The 23,605-nt window shown below is 64.7% G+C and carries 22 protein-coding genes and 1 tRNA gene; 10 read left to right on the top strand and 13 right to left on the bottom strand.

What is annotated here, in order from left to right; genetic code table 11:
- The first annotated feature begins 50 nt into the window (after positions 1–50).
- The 3 genes from AC07VU_RS23550 to AC07VU_RS23560 all read left to right on the top strand — a co-directional run bounded on the left by AC07VU_RS23550 (position 51) and on the right by AC07VU_RS23560 (position 2,431).
- Positions 51–584, top strand: coding sequence for a DUF3087 family protein (locus tag AC07VU_RS23550; protein WP_037035113.1), 534 nt, complete (start codon positions 51–53; stop codon positions 582–584).
- A gap of 221 nt (positions 585–805) precedes the next feature.
- Positions 806–1,591, top strand: a complete 786-nt coding sequence (locus tag AC07VU_RS23555; RefSeq protein ID WP_150052354.1) for a sulfite exporter TauE/SafE family protein — start codon at positions 806–808, stop codon at positions 1,589–1,591.
- Between the two features lie 453 nt (positions 1,592–2,044).
- On the top strand, positions 2,045–2,431 hold the full coding sequence (locus AC07VU_RS23560) for a hypothetical protein (RefSeq protein ID WP_087091742.1): 387 nt from the start codon (positions 2,045–2,047) through the stop codon (positions 2,429–2,431).
- Positions 2,432–2,508: 77 nt separating this feature from the next.
- Here AC07VU_RS23560 and AC07VU_RS23565 read toward each other — a convergent pair whose 3' ends face one another.
- Both AC07VU_RS23565 and ampC read right to left on the bottom strand, forming a co-directional pair.
- On the bottom strand, positions 2,509–3,063 hold the full coding sequence (locus AC07VU_RS23565) for a UPF0149 family protein (RefSeq protein ID WP_085533917.1): 555 nt from the start codon (positions 3,061–3,063) through the stop codon (positions 2,509–2,511).
- 182 nt (positions 3,064–3,245) lie between these two features.
- A complete protein-coding gene (gene ampC, locus AC07VU_RS23570) occupies positions 3,246–4,421 on the bottom strand; it encodes a class C beta-lactamase (protein WP_495030577.1) in 1,176 nt (391 codons plus the stop codon).
- 182 nt (positions 4,422–4,603) lie between these two features.
- Between ampC and AC07VU_RS23575 the strand changes: the two genes are divergently transcribed.
- Positions 4,604–5,482, top strand: coding sequence for a LysR family transcriptional regulator (locus tag AC07VU_RS23575; protein WP_274304141.1), 879 nt, complete (start codon positions 4,604–4,606; stop codon positions 5,480–5,482).
- Between the two features lie 114 nt (positions 5,483–5,596).
- Here the strand turns inward: AC07VU_RS23575 and AC07VU_RS23580 are convergent, their stop codons facing one another.
- Genes AC07VU_RS23580 through AC07VU_RS23590 form a run of 3 tightly spaced genes read right to left on the bottom strand, consistent with a single transcriptional unit; the run spans position 5,597 to position 8,145 of the window.
- A complete protein-coding gene (locus AC07VU_RS23580) occupies positions 5,597–6,181 on the bottom strand; it encodes an isochorismatase family protein (RefSeq protein WP_102680645.1) in 585 nt (194 codons plus the stop codon).
- A gap of 58 nt (positions 6,182–6,239) precedes the next feature.
- Positions 6,240–7,076, bottom strand: coding sequence for a pirin family protein (locus AC07VU_RS23585; protein WP_274304140.1), 837 nt, complete (start codon positions 7,074–7,076; stop codon positions 6,240–6,242).
- 10 nt (positions 7,077–7,086) lie between these two features.
- Positions 7,087–8,145: an alkene reductase gene (locus AC07VU_RS23590; protein WP_495030578.1), complete on the bottom strand. Its 1,059-nt coding sequence runs from the start codon at positions 8,143–8,145 to the stop codon at positions 7,087–7,089.
- Positions 8,146–8,247: 102 nt separating this feature from the next.
- Between AC07VU_RS23590 and AC07VU_RS23595 the strand changes: the two genes are divergently transcribed.
- Positions 8,248–9,129, top strand: coding sequence for a LysR family transcriptional regulator (locus AC07VU_RS23595; protein WP_053261993.1), 882 nt, complete (start codon positions 8,248–8,250; stop codon positions 9,127–9,129).
- Positions 9,130–9,164: 35 nt separating this feature from the next.
- On the opposite strand, the gene AC07VU_RS23600 is transcribed toward AC07VU_RS23595, so the two are convergent.
- Positions 9,165–10,052, bottom strand: a complete 888-nt coding sequence (locus AC07VU_RS23600; RefSeq protein ID WP_102680648.1) for a LysR family transcriptional regulator — start codon at positions 10,050–10,052, stop codon at positions 9,165–9,167.
- 132 nt (positions 10,053–10,184) lie between these two features.
- On the opposite strand from AC07VU_RS23600, the gene AC07VU_RS23605 reads away from it, so the two are divergent.
- Positions 10,185–11,171: a zinc-binding dehydrogenase gene (locus AC07VU_RS23605; protein ID WP_274304138.1), complete on the top strand. Its 987-nt coding sequence runs from the start codon at positions 10,185–10,187 to the stop codon at positions 11,169–11,171.
- A gap of 16 nt (positions 11,172–11,187) precedes the next feature.
- A complete protein-coding gene (locus tag AC07VU_RS23610) occupies positions 11,188–11,667 on the top strand; it encodes a YybH family protein (RefSeq protein ID WP_457274482.1) in 480 nt (159 codons plus the stop codon).
- Positions 11,668–11,797: 130 nt separating this feature from the next.
- Here the strand turns inward: AC07VU_RS23610 and AC07VU_RS23615 are convergent, their stop codons facing one another.
- Positions 11,798–13,510: an amidase gene (locus AC07VU_RS23615; RefSeq protein WP_277589279.1), complete on the bottom strand. Its 1,713-nt coding sequence runs from the start codon at positions 13,508–13,510 to the stop codon at positions 11,798–11,800.
- 428 nt (positions 13,511–13,938) lie between these two features.
- Here AC07VU_RS23615 and AC07VU_RS23620 point away from each other — a divergent pair.
- A tRNA-Gln gene (locus AC07VU_RS23620) sits at positions 13,939–14,013 on the top strand.
- A gap of 126 nt (positions 14,014–14,139) precedes the next feature.
- On the opposite strand, the gene AC07VU_RS23625 is transcribed toward AC07VU_RS23620, so the two are convergent.
- Both AC07VU_RS23625 and AC07VU_RS23630 read right to left on the bottom strand, forming a co-directional pair.
- Positions 14,140–14,802 carry a glutathione S-transferase family protein gene (locus tag AC07VU_RS23625; RefSeq protein WP_277589278.1) on the bottom strand — a complete coding sequence of 221 codons (663 nt, stop codon included), beginning with the start codon at positions 14,800–14,802 and terminating at the stop codon, positions 14,140–14,142.
- A gap of 105 nt (positions 14,803–14,907) precedes the next feature.
- Positions 14,908–15,513 (bottom strand): LuxR C-terminal-related transcriptional regulator, encoded by a 606-nt coding sequence (locus AC07VU_RS23630; protein ID WP_102680653.1) that lies wholly within the window; start codon positions 15,511–15,513, stop codon positions 14,908–14,910.
- 113 nt (positions 15,514–15,626) lie between these two features.
- On the opposite strand from AC07VU_RS23630, the gene AC07VU_RS23635 reads away from it, so the two are divergent.
- Positions 15,627–17,255, top strand: a complete 1,629-nt coding sequence (locus tag AC07VU_RS23635; protein ID WP_495030579.1) for an ATP-binding response regulator — start codon at positions 15,627–15,629, stop codon at positions 17,253–17,255.
- An 81-nt stretch (positions 17,256–17,336) separates the two neighbouring features.
- Here AC07VU_RS23635 and AC07VU_RS23640 read toward each other — a convergent pair whose 3' ends face one another.
- Entirely contained in the window at positions 17,337–18,227 is an 891-nt protein-coding gene (locus AC07VU_RS23640) for a LysR family transcriptional regulator (RefSeq protein ID WP_495030580.1), read from the bottom strand.
- A gap of 141 nt (positions 18,228–18,368) precedes the next feature.
- Here AC07VU_RS23640 and AC07VU_RS23645 point away from each other — a divergent pair, with 141 nt between their 5' ends.
- The gene (locus AC07VU_RS23645; protein ID WP_495030581.1) at positions 18,369–19,793 is read left to right on the top strand and encodes an MFS transporter; all 1,425 of its coding nucleotides are present in this window, start codon (positions 18,369–18,371) and stop codon (positions 19,791–19,793) included.
- Positions 19,794–19,990: 197 nt separating this feature from the next.
- Here AC07VU_RS23645 and AC07VU_RS23650 read toward each other — a convergent pair whose 3' ends face one another.
- From AC07VU_RS23650 to AC07VU_RS23660, 3 genes are all read right to left on the bottom strand, one after another.
- Complete coding sequence (locus AC07VU_RS23650) at positions 19,991–21,520, bottom strand: phospholipase effector Tle1 domain-containing protein (protein WP_495030582.1); 1,530 nt, start codon at positions 21,518–21,520, stop codon at positions 19,991–19,993.
- A gap of 181 nt (positions 21,521–21,701) precedes the next feature.
- Positions 21,702–22,478, bottom strand: coding sequence for a nucleotidyltransferase domain-containing protein (locus AC07VU_RS23655; RefSeq protein ID WP_495030583.1), 777 nt, complete (start codon positions 22,476–22,478; stop codon positions 21,702–21,704).
- Between the two features lie 114 nt (positions 22,479–22,592).
- Positions 22,593–23,183: a hypothetical protein gene (locus tag AC07VU_RS23660; protein ID WP_053261981.1), complete on the bottom strand. Its 591-nt coding sequence runs from the start codon at positions 23,181–23,183 to the stop codon at positions 22,593–22,595.
- Positions 23,184–23,605 lie beyond the last annotated feature (422 nt).

A 23,605-nucleotide genomic window follows, 5' to 3' on the forward strand; every position in this document is an offset into this window, starting at 1 on the left:
CGGGCAGGGTGATAATGCCGGCCTGTCCATCATGCGAGCGCACCGTCGCCATGTTCGAGATCCAGCCGCAGAACCCCGAGCTTTTTCGCCAGCAGACCCGCCGCAGTACCCTGTTCATTGCCCTGATTTTCCTGTCCCTGGCCATGCTGCTGTCCAGCGCCGCGGTGCTGCTGTTCGGCACGCCGGGCGGCGATAACTTCAAGCTCAATGTCGCCGGCGTGCTGGCCGGGCTGGTGCTGAGCATGGTGCTGATGCGCGTGCGCTTCTGGTCGCAGCCGTGGATGGCCGCGGCGGTCTACGGCTGGCAGCTCAAGCGCAGCCTGATGAGCGTGACCAATGTCATGCACCATGTCACCGCGGGCGTCGAGGCCCAGGACCCGACAGCGATGAAACTGCTGCGCTTCTACCACCTGGGCCTGACCCAGATGCACCAGCTGGATGCCAACTCCAGCGCGTTGAGCCAGGCGGTGCATGAGATCGACCGGCACAAGGAGCGGATGCAAGCCCTGGGCATGGACACCGAGCAGAAGCGTTTGAATCCGGACTGGATCGAAGCGGTGAAGCGGATTCCGCTAGCAAAGTGACCTGCAAAGGGCGCGCGGTTTCGAAGGTTTCCCCCGGCCGTTTCCGAGCCGATTTCGACATGTGATGGGTGCATGTAATCCGCGGGTTATATGCGCCGAATACATGGCAAAAAGGCAAAGAGTTATAACGTTAGATTTTATTTATATAAATGGACATAAGCATTAGCGCTATGCTGCCGCCAGTTTTTTACCTGGCCGCGGTTGATGCGTAGGGCTTATTGATGGATGTGGGTAATTTTGGTTTTGTAATCGCGGGCCTGTTGGTGGGTTTCATCGTGGGGATGACGGGGGTGGGAGGCGGTTCGCTGATGACCCCGATCCTGTTGTGGTTTGGTATCAATCCGGCGACCGCTGTCGGCACCGACCTGCTGTACGCCGCCATCACCAAGTCCGGTGGTGTGCTGGTCCATCAGAAAAACCGCAACATCGACTGGAAAATCACCGGCTGGCTGACCCTGGGCAGCGTGCCTGCGGTGTTGCTCACCCTGTGGTTCCTCAAGAGCCTGCACACCGACCCGCAAGCGCTGAACAGCGTGATCAAGCAGGCCTTGGGTTTTGTGCTGCTGCTCACCGCCCTGGCGATCCTGTTCAAGAAAAAGCTCCTGGCGTTTGCCCAGAAGCACGCCGGCGATCACTACCACCTGAAGGATTCCAGCCTCAACGGCCTGACGGTGTTCACCGGCGTGGTCCTCGGCACCATGGTCGCCCTGACCTCCATCGGCGCCGGCGCCCTGGGCACCGTGGCGCTGTTCATCCTTTACCCCTTCCTGGCCACCAAGCGCCTGGTCGGCACTGAAATCGCCCACGCCGTGCCGCTGACCCTGGTCGCTGGCCTGGGGCACGCGAGCATGGGCAACATGGACTGGCAACTGCTGGGCTTTCTGCTGATGGGCTCGCTGCCGGGGATCTGGCTCGGCAGCCACATGACCGGCCGCGTCTCGGACGAACTGCTGCGGCCGTTCCTGGCGGTCATGCTGTTTTCCATCGGCTACAAACTGGCGTTCTGACCCCGCGCTGGCGGGCCGAGCCAAGAGCCTCCTGCGGGAGGCTTTTGTGTTTTTGCGGTGCGCCTTTTCTGTTAGACCAGCACTGGCGTCCCGCATAACTGAAGCGAGTACTGTGGATGGGATTGCTCCCTGGATGGCATTCGCGCGTGGACTTCTTCAGTAGGAGCGAGGCTTGCCCGCGATGGCGTCAGTGGCTACGCCCAGATCTTCGAATTTCAGGATCGCCTGATTCAGAAGCTTGATACCCGTCGCTACGTTCGAGGCCCATCCCTCAGCAGGAACGTACCCCCATGACTTTTGTAATCAGGAAAGGCAACCCCCCACAACGGGCGACAAGGTCATTGCCGGCTCGACAACAAGCTTTGCGGAACGGTGGTAGTCCTATTTCGTCAGTGAAGGTGAAGAACCAGCCGGAGAGTTTCTGGGGAAGCTGATTTATGAAGGAAGGAACGCATGGTAATCACTACGACACATATCGTACTGGGTGCTTTTGGTGGGATAACTTTTCTCGGCATGTTCACCATGCTGGGTGTCTACCTGTATTGGGGATATACCCGGATGGACGAGATGCTCGGGTATGTCAAAAATTGCCAGATGATTACCGGTAACAGGTTCTATCTGTATATGGGGGCCTGGGGGCGGATGATGATGGTGGGGGTGGTGGCGGGTTATCTGGCATGCCCCGGCTTCTTCATTAGGAGGGGACTGTTGGATGCTGATGAGATAAACAACTTTCCTCAGCCTCTTAAAAGAAAACTGATTATTTCGCATTGGATCATGGGCGGGCTGCTGGCGAGCCTGGGCCTGGAGTACATAGCGATGACGATAATAAGAAACTAGTCCGCACTATTTACGATGGAGCCTGGCTCGCTGGCCTGGAACCTGAGGGCAGGCGAGTGACCCGCCCCAGGCCTCTCTCAACGTTGCGCCAACCAGTAATCGTGCAGCCCACGGGCGGCCTGTTCGACGCTGGCCACCGTCTGGCGATGTTGAGCCAGATCGAGGTCGGCCGGCAGTTCGAAGTTGTCCTGTTCGGCGCAGGTGACGATGGCTTGCAGCTGGGCGGCCTGGGCAGCGGGTAGCTCGGGCCAGTTGCTCACGGCCATGGCGCGGATGTAGCCGAAACACCATTCTTCCGCCAGCGTCAGCGGCTGGTCCTGATGCTCGGTCTGTTCGAAGCGCGGCTGAAAGCTCGCCGAGTCGCTCGCCAGCGCCGTGGCGAGGGCGTTCAGATGGCGCACGCTCAGTTCGATGAAGCGCTTGCACTCCTCGGGGTCCTGCCAGTCCGGGTTCTGCCCGCCCCAGATGGCCGGGAACCATTCGGCGATGTCCACCTGGGTCGGCCCGGACACCAGGGCGGTGCAAAAACCGTCGAGCTCGGCCAGGTTGAGCACGGAGTGGTCGTCGCCATACTTGAGCAGGGTGTCTTCGATGAATTCGAACTCGGCGGGGCTGAGCGGCTGGTTGTGCATGGAGGGTTTCCTTGGAAAAACGTGCAGCCCCAGGGGCTGCGCGGAAAAAAGACGCGGAGGATGGCGCGTTCCGCCGGTTTTATCCAGCGCCGATCATCGTTGCGGAGTGCGTTGTCATAGCTGCGACGCGCTCCTGGTCGCTCCAGCGACCGGCCCGTCAACCGAGCCGGTCGCTGTTGTTCTCAGGGTTGCGCGTCATCCAGTGCCTTGAGCAGGGCGTGGGCGACCTTGACCCGTTCGGCGTTGGGGTAGTTCTTGTTCGCCAGCAGCACCAGGCCGATGTCCTTGCCGGGCACGAACAGCACATAGGCGCCGAAACCGCCGGTGGAACCGGTCTTGTTCAGCAGGGTATCGGCCTGCGGTGCCTGGGGCGGGGTGAACCAGCGGGTCGGGTGCGGTTCGAAGGCCATCTGCGACGAGTTACCGGCCAGCAGGGCGTCCAGGCTGAGCGGGTAGGGGTAGAGCTCCCAGCCCAGGCCCTGGGTCATGCCCTCGACCTGGTAATAGCCGGTGTGGGTGAGGGCGATGGCCTGCGGCCAGGGTTGCGCCAGCGACTCGGGCTTGAGGTTGGCCTGGACGAAACGCAGCAGGTCGGCGGCGCTGGTCTTGACCCCGTAGGCCTCGGCATCCAGGGCGCCGGGGCTGACCCGCACTGGCTTGCCGTCCTTGCCGTAGCCCTGGGCGTAATTGTCCATCTGTGACTTCGGTACCTGGATATAGCTGTGCTGCAGGCCCAGTTGCGGGAACAGCCGCTGCTCCATCAATTGCTCGAAGGGCTGCCCCAGGCTTTGCGCGGCCAGGTAGCCGAACAGGCCGATACTCGGGTTCGAGTACAGGCGCTGGGCGCCGGGGGTAAAGGCCGGTTTCCAGCCCTGGTAGTAGCCGAGCATCTTGTCCTGGCTGTCCCATTGTTCCGGGAACTGCAACGGCAGGCCGCCGGCGCTGTAGGTCCCCAGTTGCAACAGGCTGATGTGCTCGAAGGCGCTGCCTTTCAACGCCGGCAGGTAGCGGCTGGCCGGGTCGTTCAGGGACAGTTTGCCGCTGGCCTGGGCATAGGCCCCCAGGGTCGCGGTGAAGAGCTTGCTCACCGAGCCGACCTCGAACAGCGTGTCGGCGTCGACGGCCTTTTTCCCCTCTTTGGAGGCCAGGCCGTAGTTAAAGTAATGGGGCTGGCCCTTGAGAGTGATGGCCACCGCCATCCCGGCGATGTCCTGTTGCTGCATCAAAGGGCGGATCGCCGCGTCGACCAGGGGCTTGAGCGCGCTGTCCGGCTGGCTGGCGGCCAGGCAGGCGCTGGCGCCGGACAGCAGCAGGGAAATGGTGAAAAATCCAGATAGGGCTAGGTTTTTGTTGTGCATGATGGGCTGGCATTCCATGATTTTGCAGGGTGATGGCCGCTGCACTCCGAGCGGCTTTTGCCAGCGCCTGCCCTTGCAGTCAGGGAGCAGCGCGCTGCGAGCCGGCTCAATGTAGGCGGTCGACGAAGGATCGGCAAACGACGATATTTCGCAGGAGCCATTAGAAAAACTAGGGAGTGGTCATGATCCGACCCCATCTGCCGCTGAATGCCCTGCGCGCCTTCGAGGCCTCGGCGCGGCATTTGAGTTTTACCCGCGCGGCCATCGAGCTGTGCGTGACCCAGGCGGCGGTCAGTCATCAGGTGAAAAGCCTTGAGGCCCAGCTCAACGTCACCCTGTTCAAGCGCCTGCCCCGCGGGTTGATGCTGACCAGCGAGGGCGAAACCCTGCTGCCGGTGCTGTGCGAGTGTTTCGACCGCATCGCCGAAACCCTCGGCCGCTTCGAAGGCGGGCACTACCGCGAAATGCTCAGCGTCGGCGCGGTCGGCACCTTTGCCGTCGGCTGGTTGTTGCCGCGCCTGGAGGACTTCCAGGCCCGCCACCCGTTTATCGACCTGCGCCTGTCGACCCACAACAACCGGGTCGACGTCGCCGCCGAAGGCCTGGACTACGCCATCCGCTTCGGTAACGGCGCCTGGCACGGCACCGATGCTGTCCAGCTATTGGAAGCGCCGCTGTCGGTGCTCTGCGTGCCGGAACTGGCGCGGCAACTGCACAGCCCCGCCGACCTGCTCGGCCAGACCCTGCTGCGCTCCTACCGCACCGACGAATGGCCGGAATGGTTCAGCGCCGCCGGCCTGCCGGCCAGCACCCTGCCTGCGCGCAGCATCGTCTTCGACTCGTCCCTGGGCATGATGGAAGCCGCGCAGCAGGGTATAGGCGTGGCCCTGGCGCCGCCGCTGATGTTCTCCCGGCAGTTGCACACCGGCAGCATCGTCCAGCCGTTCGCGGTGGGCATCACCACCGGCAGCTATTGGCTGACCCGCTTGCAGTCCCGGGCGCAAAGCCCGGCGATGCTGGCGTTCAAGGAGTGGCTGTTGGGAACCGTGCAGGAGGGCTGAAGACGGTCTGAAGACCAGGTGTTTCCCTGGGCGCAGAGCGTGCGGACGGGGAGGGCGCCAATGCGGATCGCCAGAACCGCCTGGCGCCGTTCTGGTGATCGTTTTTCGCGCGACTCAGCCTTGCAGCGCGGTCATCAGTACCTGCACCAGTTGACCGCCTTGTGGCGTCGCCCAGCTTCCCGCGAGTTCGGCGATCAGCTGGTTGGTACTGGTCAGGGTCACGCCGCCCTTGTCCATCCGGCGCAGGGCGATGTCATCGGCCATGGCGCTGGGTGAACCGCCGGCGTCAGCCACCACCTGCACCTCATAGCCATCGCGCACCAGGCTCAGGGCCGGGTACACCGTGCAGACGTCATTGGTGACCCCGGCAATGATCAGTTTCTTGCGGCCGGTGGCCTGGACCGCCTTGGCGAAGTTGTCATCGTCCATGGCGTTGACGATCCCCAGGCGCTTGACGCGGGCGGCGAACTCGCCGGGCAGGATCTGTTCCAGTTCGCTCAGCAGTGGCCCCTGGGCGTATTCCTCCATGCTCGAAGTCAGGACCACCGGCAGTTGCAGGATACTGGCGGCCTTGGCGAGCATCAGCGCGTTGCGTTTCATCTCTTCGAAGGGAATGGATTTCACCCAGCCCATGGTCCCCACTTGGTGGTCGATCAACAGTAGGGCGGCATTTTCGGCACTGAATCTTTCGTAGGACATGATGGTGCTCCTGGTAGGTGAGATTGGGCGCTTGCGCCCCGGGGTTGATCTAGGGCGATCAGCGCGCTTGCAGCGTGCCGAACGCGCCGCGCTGGTAGGCCTCGACGGCCGCGGCCAGCGCCTCTTGCGAGGCAAGGGCCAGCGGCCCCTGCCAATACACCGGTTGCCCCAGGGGGCGACCGGAAAACAGCACCGCCTTCGCCGGCCCCTGGTCCGCCCGCAGGCTGAGCTGGCGTTCTTCGGGTTGTGGCAGGCTCACTGGCAGTCGGGCGTGCATTAGGTCGAAGGGCTGGCCATCGACCGACAGTTCACCGTCGATCGGCATCACGAAGGCGCCATGGCCGGCCGCGATCGGCACCGTCACCTGCGCGCCTGGCTCCAGGGAGATGTCCAGCAAGCTGACCTCGGTGGGCAGCGACAGCGGCGAATGGATATCCGCGAAGCGGCCCAGTGGCACCCGGACTTTCACCCCCGGTAACTGCACCACCGGCACGTCCTCGGCTTCGAGGCTGAAGACGAATGGCGCGCCGCCCTGCAGGTGCAGTGGCAGGTTGATGAACACCTGCAGCATGTGCACGGTCTTGCCTGTCTCGGTGGGCACTTCTTCATGCACCACGCCCGTGCCCGCGGCGGTCCAGTGCAGGCCGCCGGGCTGGATCAGGTTGCGGTTGCCCAGGGAGTCGCGGTTGTCGATCCCGGTCTCGGAGTCGAGGAACAGGTAGGACACCGCGGAAAAACCGGCATGGGGGTGCGGCGGGAACGTCGGCCCGCTGGTCCAGGCGTGGTCGACCGCGAGGAAGGGGTCGATGGACGTGGCGGGCTGGCCACCGCGCAGGGTGAAGGCACGGAAGTGGCTGCCGTGGTTCATCCGTTGCAGGCGTGCGATATGGGTCATGGCGGTGTCCTCAGGCGCCCAGGTTCGGGTAGTCGGTATAGCCTTGCGCGCCCGGGCTGTAGAAGGTCTCCTTATGCGGTGCATTCAGCTCGGCGCCCCGGCGGAAACGCTCGGGCAGGTCCGGGTTGGCGAGGAAGGCCGCGCCAAACACCACGGCGTCGGCCCGGCCATCGGCGGGCAGCGTTTCAGCGGCCTGCTGGTCGAGCCCGCCACCGATCAGGTAGCGGCCGTCGAACAGTGGGTGCAACAGGGCGTGGTAGTCGACGCTGGCGCCGAACAGGGCCACGTGCAGGTAGGCCAGGTCGAGTCCGCGCAACTGCTCCACCAGGTAGCGGTAGGTCTGTTGCGGGTTGGCATCGGTGATGTCGTTGAAGTTCATTTGCGGCGAGATCTTCAGGCCAACCCGGTCACCGCCGATTTCCGCTGTCACCGCCGCCAGTACCTCGAGGACAAAACGCGCGCGGTTCTCCACCGAGCCGCCGTAGGCATCGCTGCGCTGGTTGCTGCCGGACGAGAGGAACTGTTCCGGCAGATAACCCGAGGCGCCATGCAGCTCGACCCCGTCGAAACCCGCCTCGATGGCCAGGCGCGCGGCCTGCCGATAGCCCGCGACCACTGTGGCGATTTCTTCCACGCTCAGTGCATGGGGGGTGACGAAGTCCTGCAGGCCGGTCGCGGTCCAGGTCTGGCCCGCCGGCCTGATCGCTGAAGGGGCCAGGGGCAGGGCGCCTTCAGGCAGCAGCGAAGGGTGAGAGATGCGCCCGCAGTGCATCAGTTGCATGAAGATCTTCCCGCCGCGCGCGTGCACCGCCGTGCTGACCTGCTTCCAGGCCGCCACCTGTGCCGCGGTTTCGATCCCCGGGGTACGCACGTAGCCCTTGCCCAGGGCGGCGGGGAATACCCCCTCGGAAACGATCAGGCCGGCGCCGGCGCGCTGGGCGTAATAGGTTACCGCCAACTCGCTGGGCACCCCGGCATCATCGGCGCGGGAACGGGTCATGGGCGCCATGACCAGGCGGTTGGACAAGTGGTGGCGACCTACTTGGACGGGGGAAAAAAGCGAACTCATGGCAGTGCTCCTCAATGGGCGATGTGGTTATCATCGATCAATCCAAAGGCGGGATAAATCCGTCTAAATTGAAATGACTGATCCATTGGTGGAGCAATCGGCGTGGAGTTTCTGAACGATATGGCGCTGTTCGTCGAGGTGGTGAAAGCGCGCAGTTTCCGCCGCGCGGCGCAAGCGATGGAGATGCCGAACTCGACCTTGTCGCGGCGCATCAGCGGCCTGGAGAAGGCCATCGGCCTGCGGCTGCTGCACCGCACCACCCGCAAGATCGAACTGACCGAGGCGGGGCAACTGTACTTCGAGCGCTGCAAGCGCATCGTCGAGGAGGCCCGTCTCGCCCACGAGCAACTGGGGGAAATGCTGGCGCGGCCCAGCGGCCTGTTGCGCGCCTCGCTGCCGGTGGATTTCGCCACCATCTACCTGGCGCCGCTGATCGCCGAGTTCGCCGGCCGTTACCCGGGCATCAGCTTCGATTTCGACCTGACGCCGCGCCAGGTCGATTTGATCAGCGAGCCGGTCGATGTGGTCATTCGCATGGGCGAGCCGCCGAGCTCGAATCTGATCGCGCGCAAGCTCGCCAGTCTGCCGCGCTTTTTGTACGCCTCACCGGCTTATCTCGAACGGTTCGGCGAGCCGGCTCATCCGCAAGATCTGGCGGGGCATGAATGCCTGCGCCTGCGTTCGCCCAAAGCCGACAACTGGACGCTGTCCCGTCCAGGCGAAACGCTGGAGATCGAGGTGGGCGGGCGCTTCCAACTCAACAGCGTGGGCCTGATCCGCCGCCTGGCGACGCTCGACCTGGGCATCGCCGTGCTGGCGCAAGGCATAGTCGCCGAGGAACTGGCCAACGGCAGCCTGTGCAGGGTAATGCCGCAGTGGCAAGCCAGCCCCATCCCTGTCTACGCCCTCACCGAAACCCGCCTGCTGCCGGCGAAGACCCAGCGCTTTATCGAGTTCCTGCGGGAGCGGCTGGAGGAGGGCTGATCGATTCGGCTCGTGCCTGGGGCCCTCAGGATCGATCACTGCTGGGTGGACGATACCTCTGTCAGATAGCCCATGTACCCCTGGGAGAAGTCCAGGTACGCCCGCACGATGGCCGAGGGGTGACGGTGGGACGGGTAGAGCAGATTGATTTGCTGCTCGGGCAAGGGATAGTCGGGCAGCAGCGCCAGCAGCCGGCCTTCGCGGATGGCACGCGCCGCGAGGAAGGGCGGCAGTTCCGTCACCAGGTCACCGGCCAGCGCCCGGCTGCGCAGGTGCGCATAGTCGTTGGTGGCGAGCATGGCCCTGGGCTTGAAGGCCACCTCTCCCAACTGCCAGGTCCCCGGGCTGCCCTGGCTCCAGACTCCGCAGGGGTAAGCATTCAGCGCCTCGACGCTGCGGGGCGGGCCCAGCCGCTCAAGCAACGCCGGGCTGGCTACCAGCAGGTGGCGATAGCTCAGCAGGCGGCGGGCGACCATGGTCTCATGGGTAATCGCGCCGACCCGTAACGCCACATCCACGCCGTCTTCGATGAGGTCGATGCGTCGCTCCGTGGTATGGACGCTGACCTCGACCTGCGGGTAGCGGCGCTGGAACGCCGACAGCACATCCCACCAGGGTTCGAACGAGGGCGGCAACGACAGCCGCAAGCGGCCTTTCAACAGGGCCTGATCGCTGATCACCGCCTGTTCCCCTTCGATCAGCGCCTCGATACCGCGGCTGGCGTGTTCGTACAGGCGCGCCCCCGAGTCGGTGAGCTTGGTGCCCCGTACCGAGCGTTCGAGCAGTTGCACTTTCAGCTGCTGTTCGAGCTCGCGAATGCGTCGGCTCAAGGTGGGCAGGGGAATCTCCAGGCGCTCGGCGGCGGCAGAAAGGCTGCCGGCCTGCGCCACGCTGACAAACATCCGGACGGCGTTGAAGTCCATGGCTGATCCTCTCGTTTATGAGAGGAAGCCTATCTATTGTGTGGATTATCTTCCAGTTTCGCTTGAAGGATAGTGACGCCACTGCCTTGACGGCAATCGCTCCGACCCACAGCGTACTTGAGGAATTCCAGCATGAAAGCTTATGTGATCGAACAGACCGGTGGCCCGCAAGTCCTGCAATTGCGGGATATCCCGTCCCCCGAGCCGACGGCCGACGAAGTCCAGATCCGCGTCCGCGCCTTTGGTCTCAACCGCGCCGAAACCTATCTGCGCGCTGGCAAGATGGGCGCCATCAGCGCACCTCGGGTGCCGGGCATCGAGGCGGTAGGTGAAGTCATCCAGGACCCCTCGGGTCTGTTGCGCACGGGCCAGCGGGTGGTCACGGCCATGGGCGGCATGCAGTTCACCCGCAATGGCAGCTACGCCGAGCAGGTGACGGTGCTACGCAGCAACGTGATTGCGCTGGATGACACTTCTTTGTCCTGGGAACAACTGGCTACGCTGCCGGAGGCCTACCTCACGGTATGGGGTGCGCTGGACAAGAGCCTGGGCATCCAGGAGGGCCAGACCTTGCTGGTTCGCGGAGGCACCTCATCGGTTGGCCTGGCCGCCATCACCTATGCCAAGGCTCGTGGATTAAAAGTCATCGCCACCACCCGCAACCCGGAAAACAGCCAGCGCCTTTACCAGGCAGGGGCCGATGTGGTGGTGGTCGACAACGGCGATATCGCCCCGCGCATCCGCGAAATTGCGTCTGCTGGGGTCGATGCGGCCCTGGAAGTCGTTGGCGCGCCCACACTGCGAGATACCCTCAAGACCCTGCGCCCCTTCGGTGCGGTGAGCGTGATCGGGCTGCTCGGCGGCGCGCCGATTCTGGAGCAGTTCCACCTGATGCAGGACCTGCCCGCGGGCGTGCGTCTGAACTTCTTCCCGAGCGGCTTGTTCGGTACGCCGGCCCTACCCCTGCAGGACACTCCGCTGCCGTGGCTGGCCAAGGAACTCGCCGCCCAGCGCATACCGTCCATCCATACCCGAACCTTTGCCTTTGACGAAGTCCGCGAGGCGCATCGCCTGATAGAAAGCGATCGCGCACTGGGCAAGCTCGTCGTCGTGCTTTGATCTCAAGGAGAACATCATGGGTATTCGATTGATCACATTGGTGCTTGCCAGCCTGTTGCTGCCCCTGGCGGCCCAGGCTGCCCAGCCAGCCGCCGAGGCAGGCGTGACGGCGGCGGTCACCCAACAGCTCAAGCGCTATGAAACGGCGTTGAACGCATCCGACCTCGACCACGTCATGACCCTGTATGCCGGCGACGCGGTGTTTATGCCGCAGAACAGCCCGCCGGCCGTGGGAAGTGACGCGATACGCGCGGCGTATCGGCAGATCTTCGACCTGCTCAGGCTCGACGTGCGTTTCACCATCGATGAAATCCAGCCGCTGTCACGGGACTGGGCGTTCGCCCGGACCCGTTCCAACGGTACGGTGAAGTTGCTGAAGGGGGATCAGCCTGCCAGCAGTGAAGGCAATCAGGAGGTTTTCCTGTTGCATCGAGAAAGCGATGGCCAATGGCGTTTTGCACGCTATATCTTCTCGACCACCCAGCCACGCAAGTAGCTGAAGGAAGCAGAGGCGCGGCGCTGCCTTGGAACAGGCCACGGATGGGGCTCGGTGTTCAAGCGCGCTGTTAGCGGGTGGGATTGGAACTGGTCATGCTCCATCCCGCCCTTGCTTGTTTACCCGCCGATTACTTGCCCGCCAGCAACGCCGGAGTGCGCGGCGGAATCAGGCGTTTGCTGCCGGTGGACTCGTAGGCCGCCGCCAGGCGCAGCAGGTTCGAATCGTCGTAGGCGCGGCCGGCGAAGGTCAGCCCGACAGGCATGCCGATGTCTGGCATGACGCCCATCGGCACGGTGACCGTGGGCACGCCCAGGTGGCGGATGGCGAGGTTGCCGTTGGCCACCCAGACGCCATTGCTCCAGGCGATGTCCGCGGACGCCGGGTCGACATCGGCATTGGCCGGGCCGACGTCGGCCACGGTGGGGAAGATCACCGCATCAAGGCCGAGACGGTCCATCCAGTCCTCGAGATCGAGCTTGCGGGTTTTCTCCAGGCCGCGCAGGCCGTCGGGCACGGTGGGGATCTGGTCCCAGGGGGTGATGCCGCGCTCGGCCATCTTCACGTACTCGTCCATGCCGGCGGCGAGGTCGCCTTCGCGGTTGGGCAGGGTGCCCGGGTCGTGAGGGAATATCAGCGGGCCGTCGACGTCCACCAGGCGATTGAGCTGCGGGTCGCCGTTGGCTTGCAGGAAGTCATCGAAGGCCCAGGCGGTCAGGTCCCACAATTCATGGTGCAGGAACTCCTTGGACACCAGGCCGCGGTTGAACACCGTCGGCGCGCCGGGGCGATCGCCCTCGCAATTGGACACCAGGGGGAAATCCACTTCGAGCACCTCGGCGCCGGCGGCTTCGAGCGCCTGGCGCGTCTGCTGCCAGAGGCCGATCACCGAAGGGCGGGTGTCGATGCGTTGCCCGGTCGGGCCACCGATCCCCGGCGCCTCGCTGGTGCCCGCCTCGGGGTCGGCGTTGATGTACATGCGCGGCACGCCGAAGCGCTTGCCGGCCAGGGCGCTGCCGGTGGCGGCCAGTTCCTGATAGGAAGCCGGGCGCACCGAGGCCACGCTGGGAATCGGCACCCAGGGTTGCAGGCGCCACAGATCGCCACGGGTGTCCGAGTCCTCGGCGACCACCACGTCGAGCACTTCGAGCAGGTCGGCCATGGTCCGGGTATAGGGCACCACCACGTCCATGGTCGGGGTCAGCGGCCAGTTGCCGCGCACCGAGATCACCCCGCGCGACGGGGTGTAGGCACACAAGCCGTTGTTCGAGGCAGGTCCCCGGCCGCTGGACCAGGTTTCCTCCGCCAGGCCAAAGGCGGCGAAGCTGGCGGCGGTGGCAGTCCCGGCGCCGTTCGACGAGCCTGAGGCGAAGGGCGCGGTGAGGTAGGCGGCGTTGTACGGGCTTTCCGCGCGGCCATAGACCCCGCGCTGCATGCCGCCGTTGGCCATGGGCGGCATATTGGTCTTGCCCAGGCAAATCGCCCCGGCGGCGCGCAGCCGTTCGATGGTGAATGCGTCGCGATAGGCGATCAGCCTGGCGAAGGCGGGGCTGCCGGAGGCCGCGGTGAGGCCCTTGACCAGATAGCTGTCCTTGGCGGTGTAGGGAATGCCATCGAGCGGACCCAGGGTTTCGCCCCTGGCCCGGCGGGCGTCGGAGGCCTGGGCTTCCTTGAGCGCGTCGGGGTTGCGTACCACTACCGCATTGAGGGCGGTAGGCGTGTCGGGGCCGTCGTAGGCATCGATCCTGGCGAGATAGGCCTGGACCAGTTCGACCGCCGTGGTCTGGCCAGCTTCGAGCGCGGCGCGCAGTTGGGCAATGGAAACCTCGGTGACTTCGATCATGCTGTTACCGCCGGCTGCTGAGGGGTGATGTAGTGAAAGTTGCCATCACGCTGGCGCTGGGGTTGGGGCGGCTTGGGCACATCGCTTATCTCACAATGGGTGTTCATATCGGTTCTCGTTGCGCGGCACGACGCGACTGGGGCTGGGCTACAACCTGAGCGGGGTATTTTGCACCAAGTTGCCGGCGGGGAATCGTTAAAGGTTTCGCCGTCGTTGTTGGCGGCTGATCGGCGACTGGCGCCCGCCGTATAGCGGTTGCCGGGCATCGGCGGTTTTTACCTCACTCAGGCCCCAAAAAGTAAGTAGCTGTTTTAAAAACAAATTTATGCATCTTTGACTTCACAGACGACGAAAAAGTTGATAGATTTCCGCGCGTTCTTGCAGAGGCCCCCACGGGGCTTGCAGTGAAAGCAAGCAACAGCAGAGATAGGGGCGTCGCCAAGCGGTAAGGCAGCAGGTTTTGATCCTGCCATGCGTTGGTTCGAATCCAGCCGCCCCTGCCATCTCTCATCCCTCCCTCTATTTATCAAACGCTCCCCCAAGGCACGGCCTCGGCTCCATCCGGATGCTCAAGCGGCCCGTTTTTGTGTGCCCGGAATATCCCCATCACCTCAGCTCTGGTCCGGCGGCTAGCGAAAGCGCGGCGCGATGGCCTCGGCAAACGGGTAATGGACAAAGTAGGGCCGGGCTTCGTCGATGACCCGCTGGAACGAGGGGCGCTGTAGCAGCCGCTCGAAATAGGCGCGCAAATGGCGATGGTCATCGGCAAAGGCCACCAGCGTGCTGGCATAGAACAAGGCCGGGGCGGCGGCGCAATCGGCCAGGCTGAAGTCCGGGCTGGCCACCCAGATCCTCGAGGCCAGGCGCCGTTCGAGCATGGTGTATGCGCTCAGCAGGGCTGCGCGTTCCCGGCTCAGGTCGCCATTGGTGCCATACAGGCGATCGGCGACTATCCGCTGCATCGGCCCCTGGACATGGCAATCGAAAAAACGGTCCCACAGCCGGACTTCCAGCGCGCTGTCCCAATCATCCGGAATCAACGGCTGCCGGCCGCGATAAAACCGGTCCAGGTACTCGATGATCACACTCGATTCCGGCACATCGCGCTGCCGGGCGTGATCGCGGATGACCGGGAACTTGCCCAGCGGCCACAGGCTTTGCAGCTCGGCCCGGTCGGCGTCGTTGGCCAGGTCGATGATGCGTTTTTCAAAGGCGCTGCCGTGTTCGTACAGGGCGATCAGCACCTTGTGGCAGAACGACGACAGGGGATGGAAATACAGGGTCAGCGGCATGTTCCGGTTCCTCGATGAAGGGTGGGGCGCACGACGTGCCAGCAGGGAAACCCACACATTATCGGCCGACCCTGGCGGCCACGCGCTGGCAGGCGACGAGCCGGGCTACAGCCCCCCTGAATATTTCACCGCCGCCGCGGCCCGTGATGGCACATTGAGGATGCGCAGCAGCGACGACACATGGATGCGCACGGTGAAGGGCGAGATCTCCAGTTCGCGGGCGATTTCCTTGTTGGTCTTGCCCTGGGCGATCAGGCGCAGCACCTCGTGCTGGCGCGCGGTCAGGGTGGCGCCGGTGCCCAGCGGCAGCAGGCCGGAAGGGGCGAACTTGACCAGCACTTCGCCTTGGCGAATGGCCAGGACCGCCTGGCCGATCTCGTCCGGGGCGATGTTCTTGCCGATAAAGCCGTCGACGCCGGCGGCCATGACCTCGCCGATCAGCGCCTGGTCGTCGACCATCGACACCACGATCAGGGTGGTGCGCGGCAATTGCTTGCGCAGCTCGGCCAACTGGCTGACACAGGTCAGGCCTGGAAAACGCAGGTCGAGGATCAGCGTGTCCAGTTCGTCACCGGCCCGGGTCAGGGCGAGTACCCTGTCCAGGTCGCCGGCCTGTTCGATCAGAGCATCCGGCAGCAGGCGCTGGACCGTGCGCAACATGCCCTCGCGAAACAGCGGGTGATCGTCGGCTATGATAATCCGGCATGCCATGGGGTGACTCTCCTTGGGTCGAGCTTTCCTTGAGGCAGCTACTTTAGCAGCGGGCCAGGCAACTGCCTGTGGTTCGTGTCGAGTACGACGACTGGCGCACAAGGATGTTCCCCATGAAATTCGAGAAAAACACCGAGCTCGACCAGGCCAACCTGCGCATTATTGTCGGTTCCTGCGCCGTGGCCTATATCGGCGTGCTGGGTTTCCTGCCCGGGCAGCGAGTCGATACCTACCTGCCGATCGTGATCTATATCGTCCTGTTCCTGCTGCTGTCGATCGTCCTGCGCCAGGCCATCGTGCACTGGCCCGGGCATTATCCGGCGCGACGGATCCTGAGCATGGTCCACGATTACACCGGCACCTCGTTCGGCCTGGTGGTCGGCGGGGAGGCGGCGTTGCCGCTGTACGCGGTGATGGTCTGGGTCAACCTGGGCAACGGCATGCGCTATGGCTCGCGCTACCTGGCGATTGCCACGGCCCTGGCGCTAATGGCGCTGTTGGTGGTCTATCGCCTGACGCCGCTGTGGCAGGCGCAACCCTTCATGGTGCTGATGCTGCTGATCACCAGCACGGTGATCCCGGTCTACGCCCATATCTTGCTGGAGCGCACGCGCAAGGCTTCGGAAGAGGCGATTGCCGCCAACCTGGAAAAGTCGCGTTTTCTCGCCCAGGCCAGCCACGACCTGCGCCAGCCGATCCACTCCATCGGCCTGTTCACCGCCTGCCTGCGCGAGGCGCGCCTGGGCGACGAAGAGCGGCGCCTGGTGGATAACATCGACCGCTCGCTGCTCAACGTCTCGCAATTGTTCCGCTCGATTCTCGACCTCTACACCCTCGACAACGGGCGGGTGCAACCCCGTTTCCAGACCCTGCACCTGGGCGAATTCCTCGCCGACCAGATGCGGCAGAACGCCGAAGCCGCGCGTTGGGCCGGGGTCGAGCTGCGCCTGCGCCCCTGTTCGCACTGGGTCCGGGCGGACCCGGCGCTGCTCGCCACCATGGTCCAGAACGTGCTGTCCAACTGCTTCAAGTACGCGGCGCGGCGACCGGTGCTGATTGGCGTGCGCCAGCGCGGCGCGGGGCTGGCCATCGTCATCTATGACCAGGGCCGGGGGATTGCCGAGGAACACCTGCCGAACCTGTTCGAGGAGTTCTATCGGGTGCGCGAGCTACGGGACAAGGACGTCGAAGGCGTGGGCCTGGGCCTGTCCATCGTCAAGCGCCTGGGGCAGTTGATGGGGCTCGAAGTGGCGATCCGTTCGCGGCTGGGCCACGGCACCGCGGTGAGCCTGTACGGGTTGCCCCTGGCGCCACCGCAGTTGCAAGCCGCCAGCCTCGACGAGGCGCGGCAGGCGGGGCTGCTGACCGGCTTGAAAGTGTGCCTGGTGGAGGATGATCGCAATGTGCTGCTGGCCACCTCGGCCTTGCTCGAGCGCTGGGGCTGTGTGGTCCAGGCCGAGCTTTGCGGTAAGGATCTGGTCAGCGACTGCGACATCATCATCGCCGACTATGACCTGGGCAACCACGCCACGGGCATCGAGTGCATCGACAGCCTGCGCCGGCAGCGCGGCTGGGCGGTGCCGGCGCTGATCCTCACCGGGCATGAGGTGGAGAAGATCCAGGCCGCGTTGCACGACCGCAATATCGCCATCCTGTCCAAGCCGGTGCGCCCGGCGGAACTGCGCGGCAGCTTGCGGGCGCTGCGCCAGCATTCTGCGCCGGCGGTCATGCCCGAGGCGTGACAGGACGGTTCAGCGGGCAGCGGCCACTCCCCGTGCCGAGGCAAGGGGAGTGGCGGTACATGACTGCCCAGGTTTTGCCGATCACTGCGCGCACACCTCCCGCACACAGTCGCGCAACCAGCGATGCGCCGGGTCGCTGTTCATGCGTGGATGCCAGAGCATGGACACGGTGATTTCCGGCGTGTCCAGCGGCAGGGCGAAGCTGTGCAGGCCGCTGCGCAGGTTGTGGGTGTGACGCTCGGGGACGGCGGCGATCAGGTCCGAAGCGCGGACCAGGGCCAGGGCGGCGGAGAAACCGCCAACGACGCTGGCGATATCGCGCGCCAGGCCCGCCGCCTGCAACGCATCGTCCACCAGCCCGCGACCTGGGCCCTGGCGCGATACCAGCACATGCTCGCCGGCGGCGTAACGGGCAGCGCTGATCGGCCCGCGGCTCAGCGGATGGCCGTTGCGTACCACACCGATAAAACGATCGCGGAACAGCGCGCGGGTATGGATTTCCGGGCTGGCGTTGGCGTCCACCACGCCGGTGTCGAGGTCGACCGTGCCGTCGCGCAGGGGCGTGCTGTCCTTGCTGGTTTTCTGCATGAAATGCAGGCGCACCCCAGGGGCTTCGGCGCGCAGGCGAGCGACCAGGGCCGGGCCAAAGTTCTCGACGAAACCGTCGCTGCTGCGCAGGGTGAAGGTGCGCGCCAGGCGCTGCAGGTCGAGCCGTTCGACGGGGCGCAACATGGCTTCGGCGTCCTGCACCAGGTGGCCGACCCGCTCGCGCAGTTCCAGGGCGCGCGGGGTCGGCACCAGGCCGCGGCCGGCGCGTACCAGCAGCGGATCGCCGGTGGTTTCGCGCAGGCGCGCCAGGGCCCGGCTCATCGCCGACGGGCTTAGCCGCAGGCGCTGGGCGGCGCGCGCCACACTGCCTTCGGCGAGCAGCACGTCGAGGGTGATCAGCAGATTGAGATCGGGTGTGGACATGGCGGCGGCCCCGTCTGGCGTAGAAAGTGATATGGCGTCAGACGCACGAATAACCTGCAAAGGCTGCGCCTTCCGCCATGTTAGACCGCGGGCTAGATTGGCGACAGCGCCGTTTCGCGCGGGTCAGAGCGGGAGTGCAGAGTGAAGCCAGTCAGTAGCGGAACAGAACCGGACGTTGTGTCAGTCGGCTGGGCGTTGGCCAGCCTGTCGCTGTCGATGTTGCTGGCGTCGCTGGGCACCAGCATCGCCAATGTGGGCTTGCCGACCCTGGTGCAGGCGTTCGGGGCGAGCTTCCAGCAGGTGCAGTGGGTGGTCCTTGCCTACCTGCTGGCGATGACCGCGCTGATCGTCAGTGTTGGCCGGCTCGGCGACCTGTTGGGACGGCGGCGCCTGCTGCTGGTGGGGATCCTGCTGTTCACCCTGGCCTCGATGCTCTGCGCCGCCGCCCCGACGCTGGGGATGCTGATCGGCGCCCGGGCACTGCAGGGCGTCGGCGCGGCGATCATGATGGCGCTGACCCTGGCCCTGGTTGGCGAGACGGTCAGCAAGGCCCGCACCGGCAGCGCCATGGGCCTGCTGGGCACGATGTCGGCGATCGGCACCGCCCTCGGCCCGTCCCTGGGCGGGGGATTGATCGCCGGGTTCGGCTGGCAGGCGTTGTTCCTGGCCTGTGTGCCGTTAGGCGGGCTGACCTGGGTGCTGGCTTATCGGTATCTGCCGGCTGCTGGTCAGGCGCGGGCCCTTGAACGAGGCGCGTTCGATCCGCTGGGCACCTTGCTGCTGGCCCTCACGCTGCTGGCCTACGGGCTGGCCATGACCCTGGGCCGCGGCCATTTCGGCCTGCTCAACGCCGGGCTGCTGTTGGCGGCGCTGATGGCGGCCGGCCTGTTTGTCTGGGTGGAAGCGCGGGTGGCCGCGCCGCTGATACGCCTGGCGCTGTTTCGCGATGCGGCCTTGAGCGGCAGCCTGGCCATGAGTGCGCTGGTCTCGACGGTGATGATGGCGACGCTGGTGGTCGGGCCTTTTTACCTGGCCCACGGGCTCGGGCTGGAAACCTTCGCGGTGGGCCTGGCGATGTCGCTCGGCCCCTGTGTCACCGCGCTGAGCGGCGTGCCGGCCGGGCGCATCGCCGATCGTTTGGGCGTGCGGCCGATGATTCTCGCCGGTCTCGGCGCCATGGTCCTCGGTTGCCTGATGCTGGCCTTGCTGCCGGCGAGCCTGGGCATTGGCGGCTACCTGGCGCCCATCGTTGTCATCACCCTGGGCTATGCGACGTTTCAGACCGCCAACAACACCGCGGTGATGAGCGAGGTGGGCGCCGAACAGCGCGGGGTGATTTCCGGCCTGCTCAACCTGTCGCGCAACCTCGGGCTGATCACCGGCGCCTCGCTGATGGGCGCGCTGTTCGCCGCGGTGACAGGGGACCTGAGCACGGCAAGCGCCGAGGCCGTCGGCAGTGGTATGGGCTTCACCTTCGCCCTGGCCGCGGGGCTGGTGGTCATGGCGTTGTCTGTTGCGCTGGCCAGCCAGCTGCGTGGGCGGCAGGCAGTGGATTCGACGGTTTAGCCCGCAGGCAGCGTCAGCCGACCGCAAACATCTTCTGTAGGAGCGAGGCTTGCCCGCGATAGAGCCATTACATACAACCCGCTTCTTGCGTCGGACCAGAGTCCGTCATCGCGGGCAAGCCTCGCTCCTACAGAGGCGTGGCGGGGAGCGGCCGCGATTGCGTGGGACAATCGCGGGCCGTTCCTGGTCCGGTGGTTTTATTGGGCGCTCTCGACGTTCACCGCGTCGTTGTTTGCGCCTTTCCTGACGGTGCCGTTGGTGGTTGAGCAATTGGGCCTGTAGGTACCGACAATGGTGTAGTTGCGCTCCAGGTCGTCGTTCTGGCAGCGTTCGCGCCTGGCGTAACCCAGGTTGATCGGGTCGTAGCGGGCCTCGGGTTCGCGCAAGGGATGAGGCGCCTTCAATTGGGGGATGTCCATTCTCAAAAACACACTGGCATGGACCTTGTCTCGTTCCACCGGTTTGCGGCGAATCAGCCCGGCTTCCTTATAGGCGGAACTGATCACGTATTTGGCATCGTGGAATTCATCATGCAGCGGACCGCCGATGCACTCGGCCGGCCAGCTCGTGCTGTTGGCGAATAGGCCGTCGCTCTCGAGGTTTTTCAGCATCCAGCGCAGCGGGATGGTCTCCAGTCCCTGGCCACCCTTGGCATACGGGCTTTCACCGCACTTGGCGGTGTCCGGGTCATTGAGGTAGCCGCCCCCCACATCGGCATGCACGCCGGCGAACCACACCTCTTCCAGTACCTGTGACTTCGATTGCTGCAGGCCGAAACGCAGCAGGCGGAACGACGCCCTCTGTTCGTCCAGGGACATGGCGTGGTAACCGCGCTCGGCATACAGCTCCAGGCGGTGTTCGTCGGGCTCTTCCTTCAGGTTGGTGCCCACCGCCGGCACGGTGTCGAATACACCGATGACTTTGACCACGACCTTTTTTTCGTCTTTTTTAGCCGGGTCGTCTCCGTAGACCCGGATGCCGTTGGCGTCTTGATAGTTCTTCAGGCGCTTGCGCAGCGTGTCATCGAAGCCGGGTACACCATCGTTGCGCGACTTGTAGATGTCGTACATGTCTTCGACCACATCGTGCATATGGCCGGTCCAGCCCCACAGGAGGCTGTTGTCCCAGTAATCGGCCTTCAGGTTGCTGGGCAGGCCGGCGACTTCGATAAAACCGTTCAACGAACGTGCGGTGAAGGCTCCCCGGCTGAACCCGAAGATATAGATCTCGTCACCGGGCCGGTAAGCCTCGATCAGAAAGCGGTAGGCCTGGCGGATATTCAGGCTGACCCCGCTGCCGAACAGGGCACCGAAGGGAGTAGTAATACTGGTGGCCACGCCCTTGTCGTAATAAGGAATGACCCTGGCCCCGCTATTGGCCTGTTCGAGCGCCTGGTTATACATGCGCCAGATATTGGTGTTGTCCTTTTTGGTGTTTTCCGTGCCATCGAGCAGCACCACCAGTTTTCTGGGGCCTTGGTTGTTGTACAGGCACTTGTTGAGTCGCTGCCAGAGTTTGCGGACTTTGCGGTAGCCGTCTTCGACGCCCCCGGCGGCTTTGGCGTCGGAATCCTTACATTCTGGTGTCTTTGCCGCCTGGGGGGATATTCGGGTTTTTGCCAGTAGCTGGCGGTCCAGGGTTTGTGTGGTTTGCAGGTTGATCGCGCTGTACTGCGAGGTGGAACAGGCTGACAGGAGGGCGAGGCTCAACAGAAGGGCGATGCGCATTTCGAAGGTCTCCGTGACCGGATACGGAAGGCGTGGCAATGCAGCCGATGGAGGTCGGTGAGGGTGCCCCGCTGGCTGCTCAAGTGAACCTAGTCGAAGGTTGTCAAAATGCCATCATCGGGTCGGAATCAGGTTCCCCAAAGCGACGCCAGCGCCATGAGCGGAGAGGGCGTGCCAGGAATCACCCCACGCTTTCCCCTGCCAGCAACGCGCTGTAGGCCCGCAACCGCCGCACGAATTCACTCACCGAACCCTGGGAAACATAGGCCTGCTTGAGGAGGAACGCGGCGTACTCGGCCATCCCAGGTTCGGCCGCGGTCAGCAGCTGCGCATGCTCCTCCAGGGTGGTCGGCCAGCCGCGCTCCTGTTCGCCGCGCAGCAGGTTGGCCGAACGTAGCGCCTTGCGCGCCGCGGCCCGTTGCAGGCGTTGCTGCTGCAACGGTTCGCGGCTTTGTTCCAGCTGCTGAGCGTAGCCTTCCAGCACTTGGGAGAAGTCGCCATTCAGTGCCAGGGCGATGGTCCGGCTCGGACGGAAGGGTTCGAAGCGCAGCCCCAGGTCATTGCCCCAGATGCAGCGGCACTGATGCTTGAGCCAGAAACCCCAGCGGTAGCGATTGTCGGGCGCCAGCACTTCGCTGAGCACACCGATGTCGAAATCGATCTTCGACACTTCCGGGTGCCGCGCCTCCAGCGCCTGCCGCGTCTGCTCCAGCCGCTGGCGCTCCGCGGGGCTCGGCGCCCAGGCCAGGACCAGGGTCACATCCAGGTCGGAGGTGCCCGGCCGCGCGTCGCCACGGGCCACGCTGCCGTAGAGGTACAGGCCATCGAGCAGCGCCGGAAAACGCCGCGAGAGCATCGCGCGCAACTCATCCACCAGGTGGCTGAACGCTGGTTGCAACGGCTGGTCGGGCAGGGACTGGATAAAACCTTCGGCGTCGACGCCTGGGTACTGCGACATGGTGATCTCGGTGGGGCAATGGCGATGAAAACCGCCCGGGCCAGGCGGGCGATTGGCAGACAGTCTGGCTGACTTCACGGATCGCGCAAGCCGGCGCGGTTCAACGCCACGCCGTCACGGGTCGAGGCTTGCCAGATCGTTACCGAGGGGCGTCGGCGACTCGCCGTTGATCGCGCACAACAGCGCCGTGATGGCTTCCCCCTCGACCATGCCGCGCTCTTGCAGCAGGTCCGCCACCGCGCCGACCGCCGGCCAGTAGCGATGCACCAGGCAACTGGCGCGGGCCAGGGCCCGGGATTCGGCGTCGAGCAGCTTGCGCGGTGGCAGCAGGCTGATCAGCTCATGAGCGCGGCTCAGGTCGCCGCGGCCGCTGCCTCTTATCAGCCTGTCGGATCGGCCATGGCGGTAGATCGCTTCGGCCACCGGGCCGGCAAAGCAATGCAGCAGGTCGCGCTCGATGGACTCAATCATCGATGGCAGGTATTCGGCGATCCCCGGGGCGTCGAAGGCCGGGCGCGGGACCAGGTAATCGGCTTCCACCAACCCCTCTACATAGCGCGGGTTGCCCCGCCGATCGAGCATCGGACCCGCGTCGGCTTCGGCCCTGGTGCGCACGGTAATGCGGGCGATCGGCTGACCGTTCCACCAGAAGGCCAGGGCGTGGCCGGCTTCGTGGATGGCCGTGCAACGCGGGCGCTGGTTCATGGTCTTCTCCCGTGCTCTGTACGCGTCGGGCGGACGAAAAAGGCGGGGCATCAGTCGCAAAAGCCGTCAGAGCCCCCGCGGGGCTGTCCCTATCATTGGCTTCGGCCTTGGGCCCCGGGTAAAAGTTTGTCCCTATCAACAACCAATAGTCCGGCTATTAGCGATCCGCCACAGAGGGTCTAGCCTTAATTCAGCGCTGGCGCGAGCCGGCCGGATGAGACCTGATCAAGAGATAACGAAGAACGAGTCAGAAGCGTACTGGGCTTACCGTGGGCCACCGTCCTGGCAACTCGCTTGCCGCTCTGCAGCATGCCCTGTGGCCACACCCATCAGTTGAGCGAACTGTGAGCCCCGCAACCTATGTCATTGCTTTCGCCTGTCGCTATTTCGCGCCCATCCGGGGGCGGATAGCTGGATGAACA

The sequence above is a fragment of the Pseudomonas sp. GW821-FHT02B10 genome, from assembly GCF_059421865.1.

Excerpts from the sequence above, each read along its gene's own strand:
- AC07VU_RS23580 (WP_102680645.1), bottom strand. The coding sequence starts at position 6,181 with ATGTCCTACGAAAGATTCAGTGCCGAAAATGCCGCCCTACTGTTGATC.
- AC07VU_RS23605 (WP_274304138.1), top strand. The coding sequence starts at position 10,185 with ATGAAAGCTTATGTGATCGAACAGACCGGTGGCCCGCAAGTCCTGCAA.
- AC07VU_RS23575 (WP_274304141.1), top strand. The coding sequence starts at position 4,604 with ATGATCCGACCCCATCTGCCGCTGAATGCCCTGCGCGCCTTCGAGGCC.
- AC07VU_RS23625 (WP_277589278.1), bottom strand. The coding sequence starts at position 14,802 with ATGCCGCTGACCCTGTATTTCCATCCCCTGTCGTCGTTCTGCCACAAG.
- AC07VU_RS23635 (WP_495030579.1), top strand. The coding sequence starts at position 15,627 with ATGAAATTCGAGAAAAACACCGAGCTCGACCAGGCCAACCTGCGCATT.
- AC07VU_RS23585 (WP_274304140.1), bottom strand. The coding sequence starts at position 7,076 with ATGACCCATATCGCACGCCTGCAACGGATGAACCACGGCAGCCACTTC.
- AC07VU_RS23650 (WP_495030582.1), bottom strand. The coding sequence starts at position 21,520 with ATGCGCATCGCCCTTCTGTTGAGCCTCGCCCTCCTGTCAGCCTGTTCC.
- AC07VU_RS23655 (WP_495030583.1), bottom strand. The coding sequence starts at position 22,478 with ATGTCGCAGTACCCAGGCGTCGACGCCGAAGGTTTTATCCAGTCCCTG.
- AC07VU_RS23550 (WP_037035113.1), top strand. The coding sequence starts at position 51 with ATGTTCGAGATCCAGCCGCAGAACCCCGAGCTTTTTCGCCAGCAGACC.
- AC07VU_RS23610 (WP_457274482.1), top strand. The coding sequence starts at position 11,188 with ATGGGTATTCGATTGATCACATTGGTGCTTGCCAGCCTGTTGCTGCCC.
- AC07VU_RS23555 (WP_150052354.1), top strand. The coding sequence starts at position 806 with ATGGATGTGGGTAATTTTGGTTTTGTAATCGCGGGCCTGTTGGTGGGT.
- AC07VU_RS23560 (WP_087091742.1), top strand. The coding sequence starts at position 2,045 with ATGGTAATCACTACGACACATATCGTACTGGGTGCTTTTGGTGGGATA.
- AC07VU_RS23600 (WP_102680648.1), bottom strand. The coding sequence starts at position 10,052 with ATGGACTTCAACGCCGTCCGGATGTTTGTCAGCGTGGCGCAGGCCGGC.
- AC07VU_RS23640 (WP_495030580.1), bottom strand. The coding sequence starts at position 18,227 with ATGTCCACACCCGATCTCAATCTGCTGATCACCCTCGACGTGCTGCTC.
- AC07VU_RS23565 (WP_085533917.1), bottom strand. The coding sequence starts at position 3,063 with ATGCACAACCAGCCGCTCAGCCCCGCCGAGTTCGAATTCATCGAAGAC.
- AC07VU_RS23660 (WP_053261981.1), bottom strand. The coding sequence starts at position 23,183 with ATGAACCAGCGCCCGCGTTGCACGGCCATCCACGAAGCCGGCCACGCC.
- AC07VU_RS23630 (WP_102680653.1), bottom strand. The coding sequence starts at position 15,513 with ATGGCATGCCGGATTATCATAGCCGACGATCACCCGCTGTTTCGCGAG.
- AC07VU_RS23590 (WP_495030578.1), bottom strand. The coding sequence starts at position 8,145 with ATGAGTTCGCTTTTTTCCCCCGTCCAAGTAGGTCGCCACCACTTGTCC.
- ampC (WP_495030577.1), bottom strand. The coding sequence starts at position 4,421 with ATGCACAACAAAAACCTAGCCCTATCTGGATTTTTCACCATTTCCCTG.
- AC07VU_RS23615 (WP_277589279.1), bottom strand. The coding sequence starts at position 13,510 with ATGATCGAAGTCACCGAGGTTTCCATTGCCCAACTGCGCGCCGCGCTC.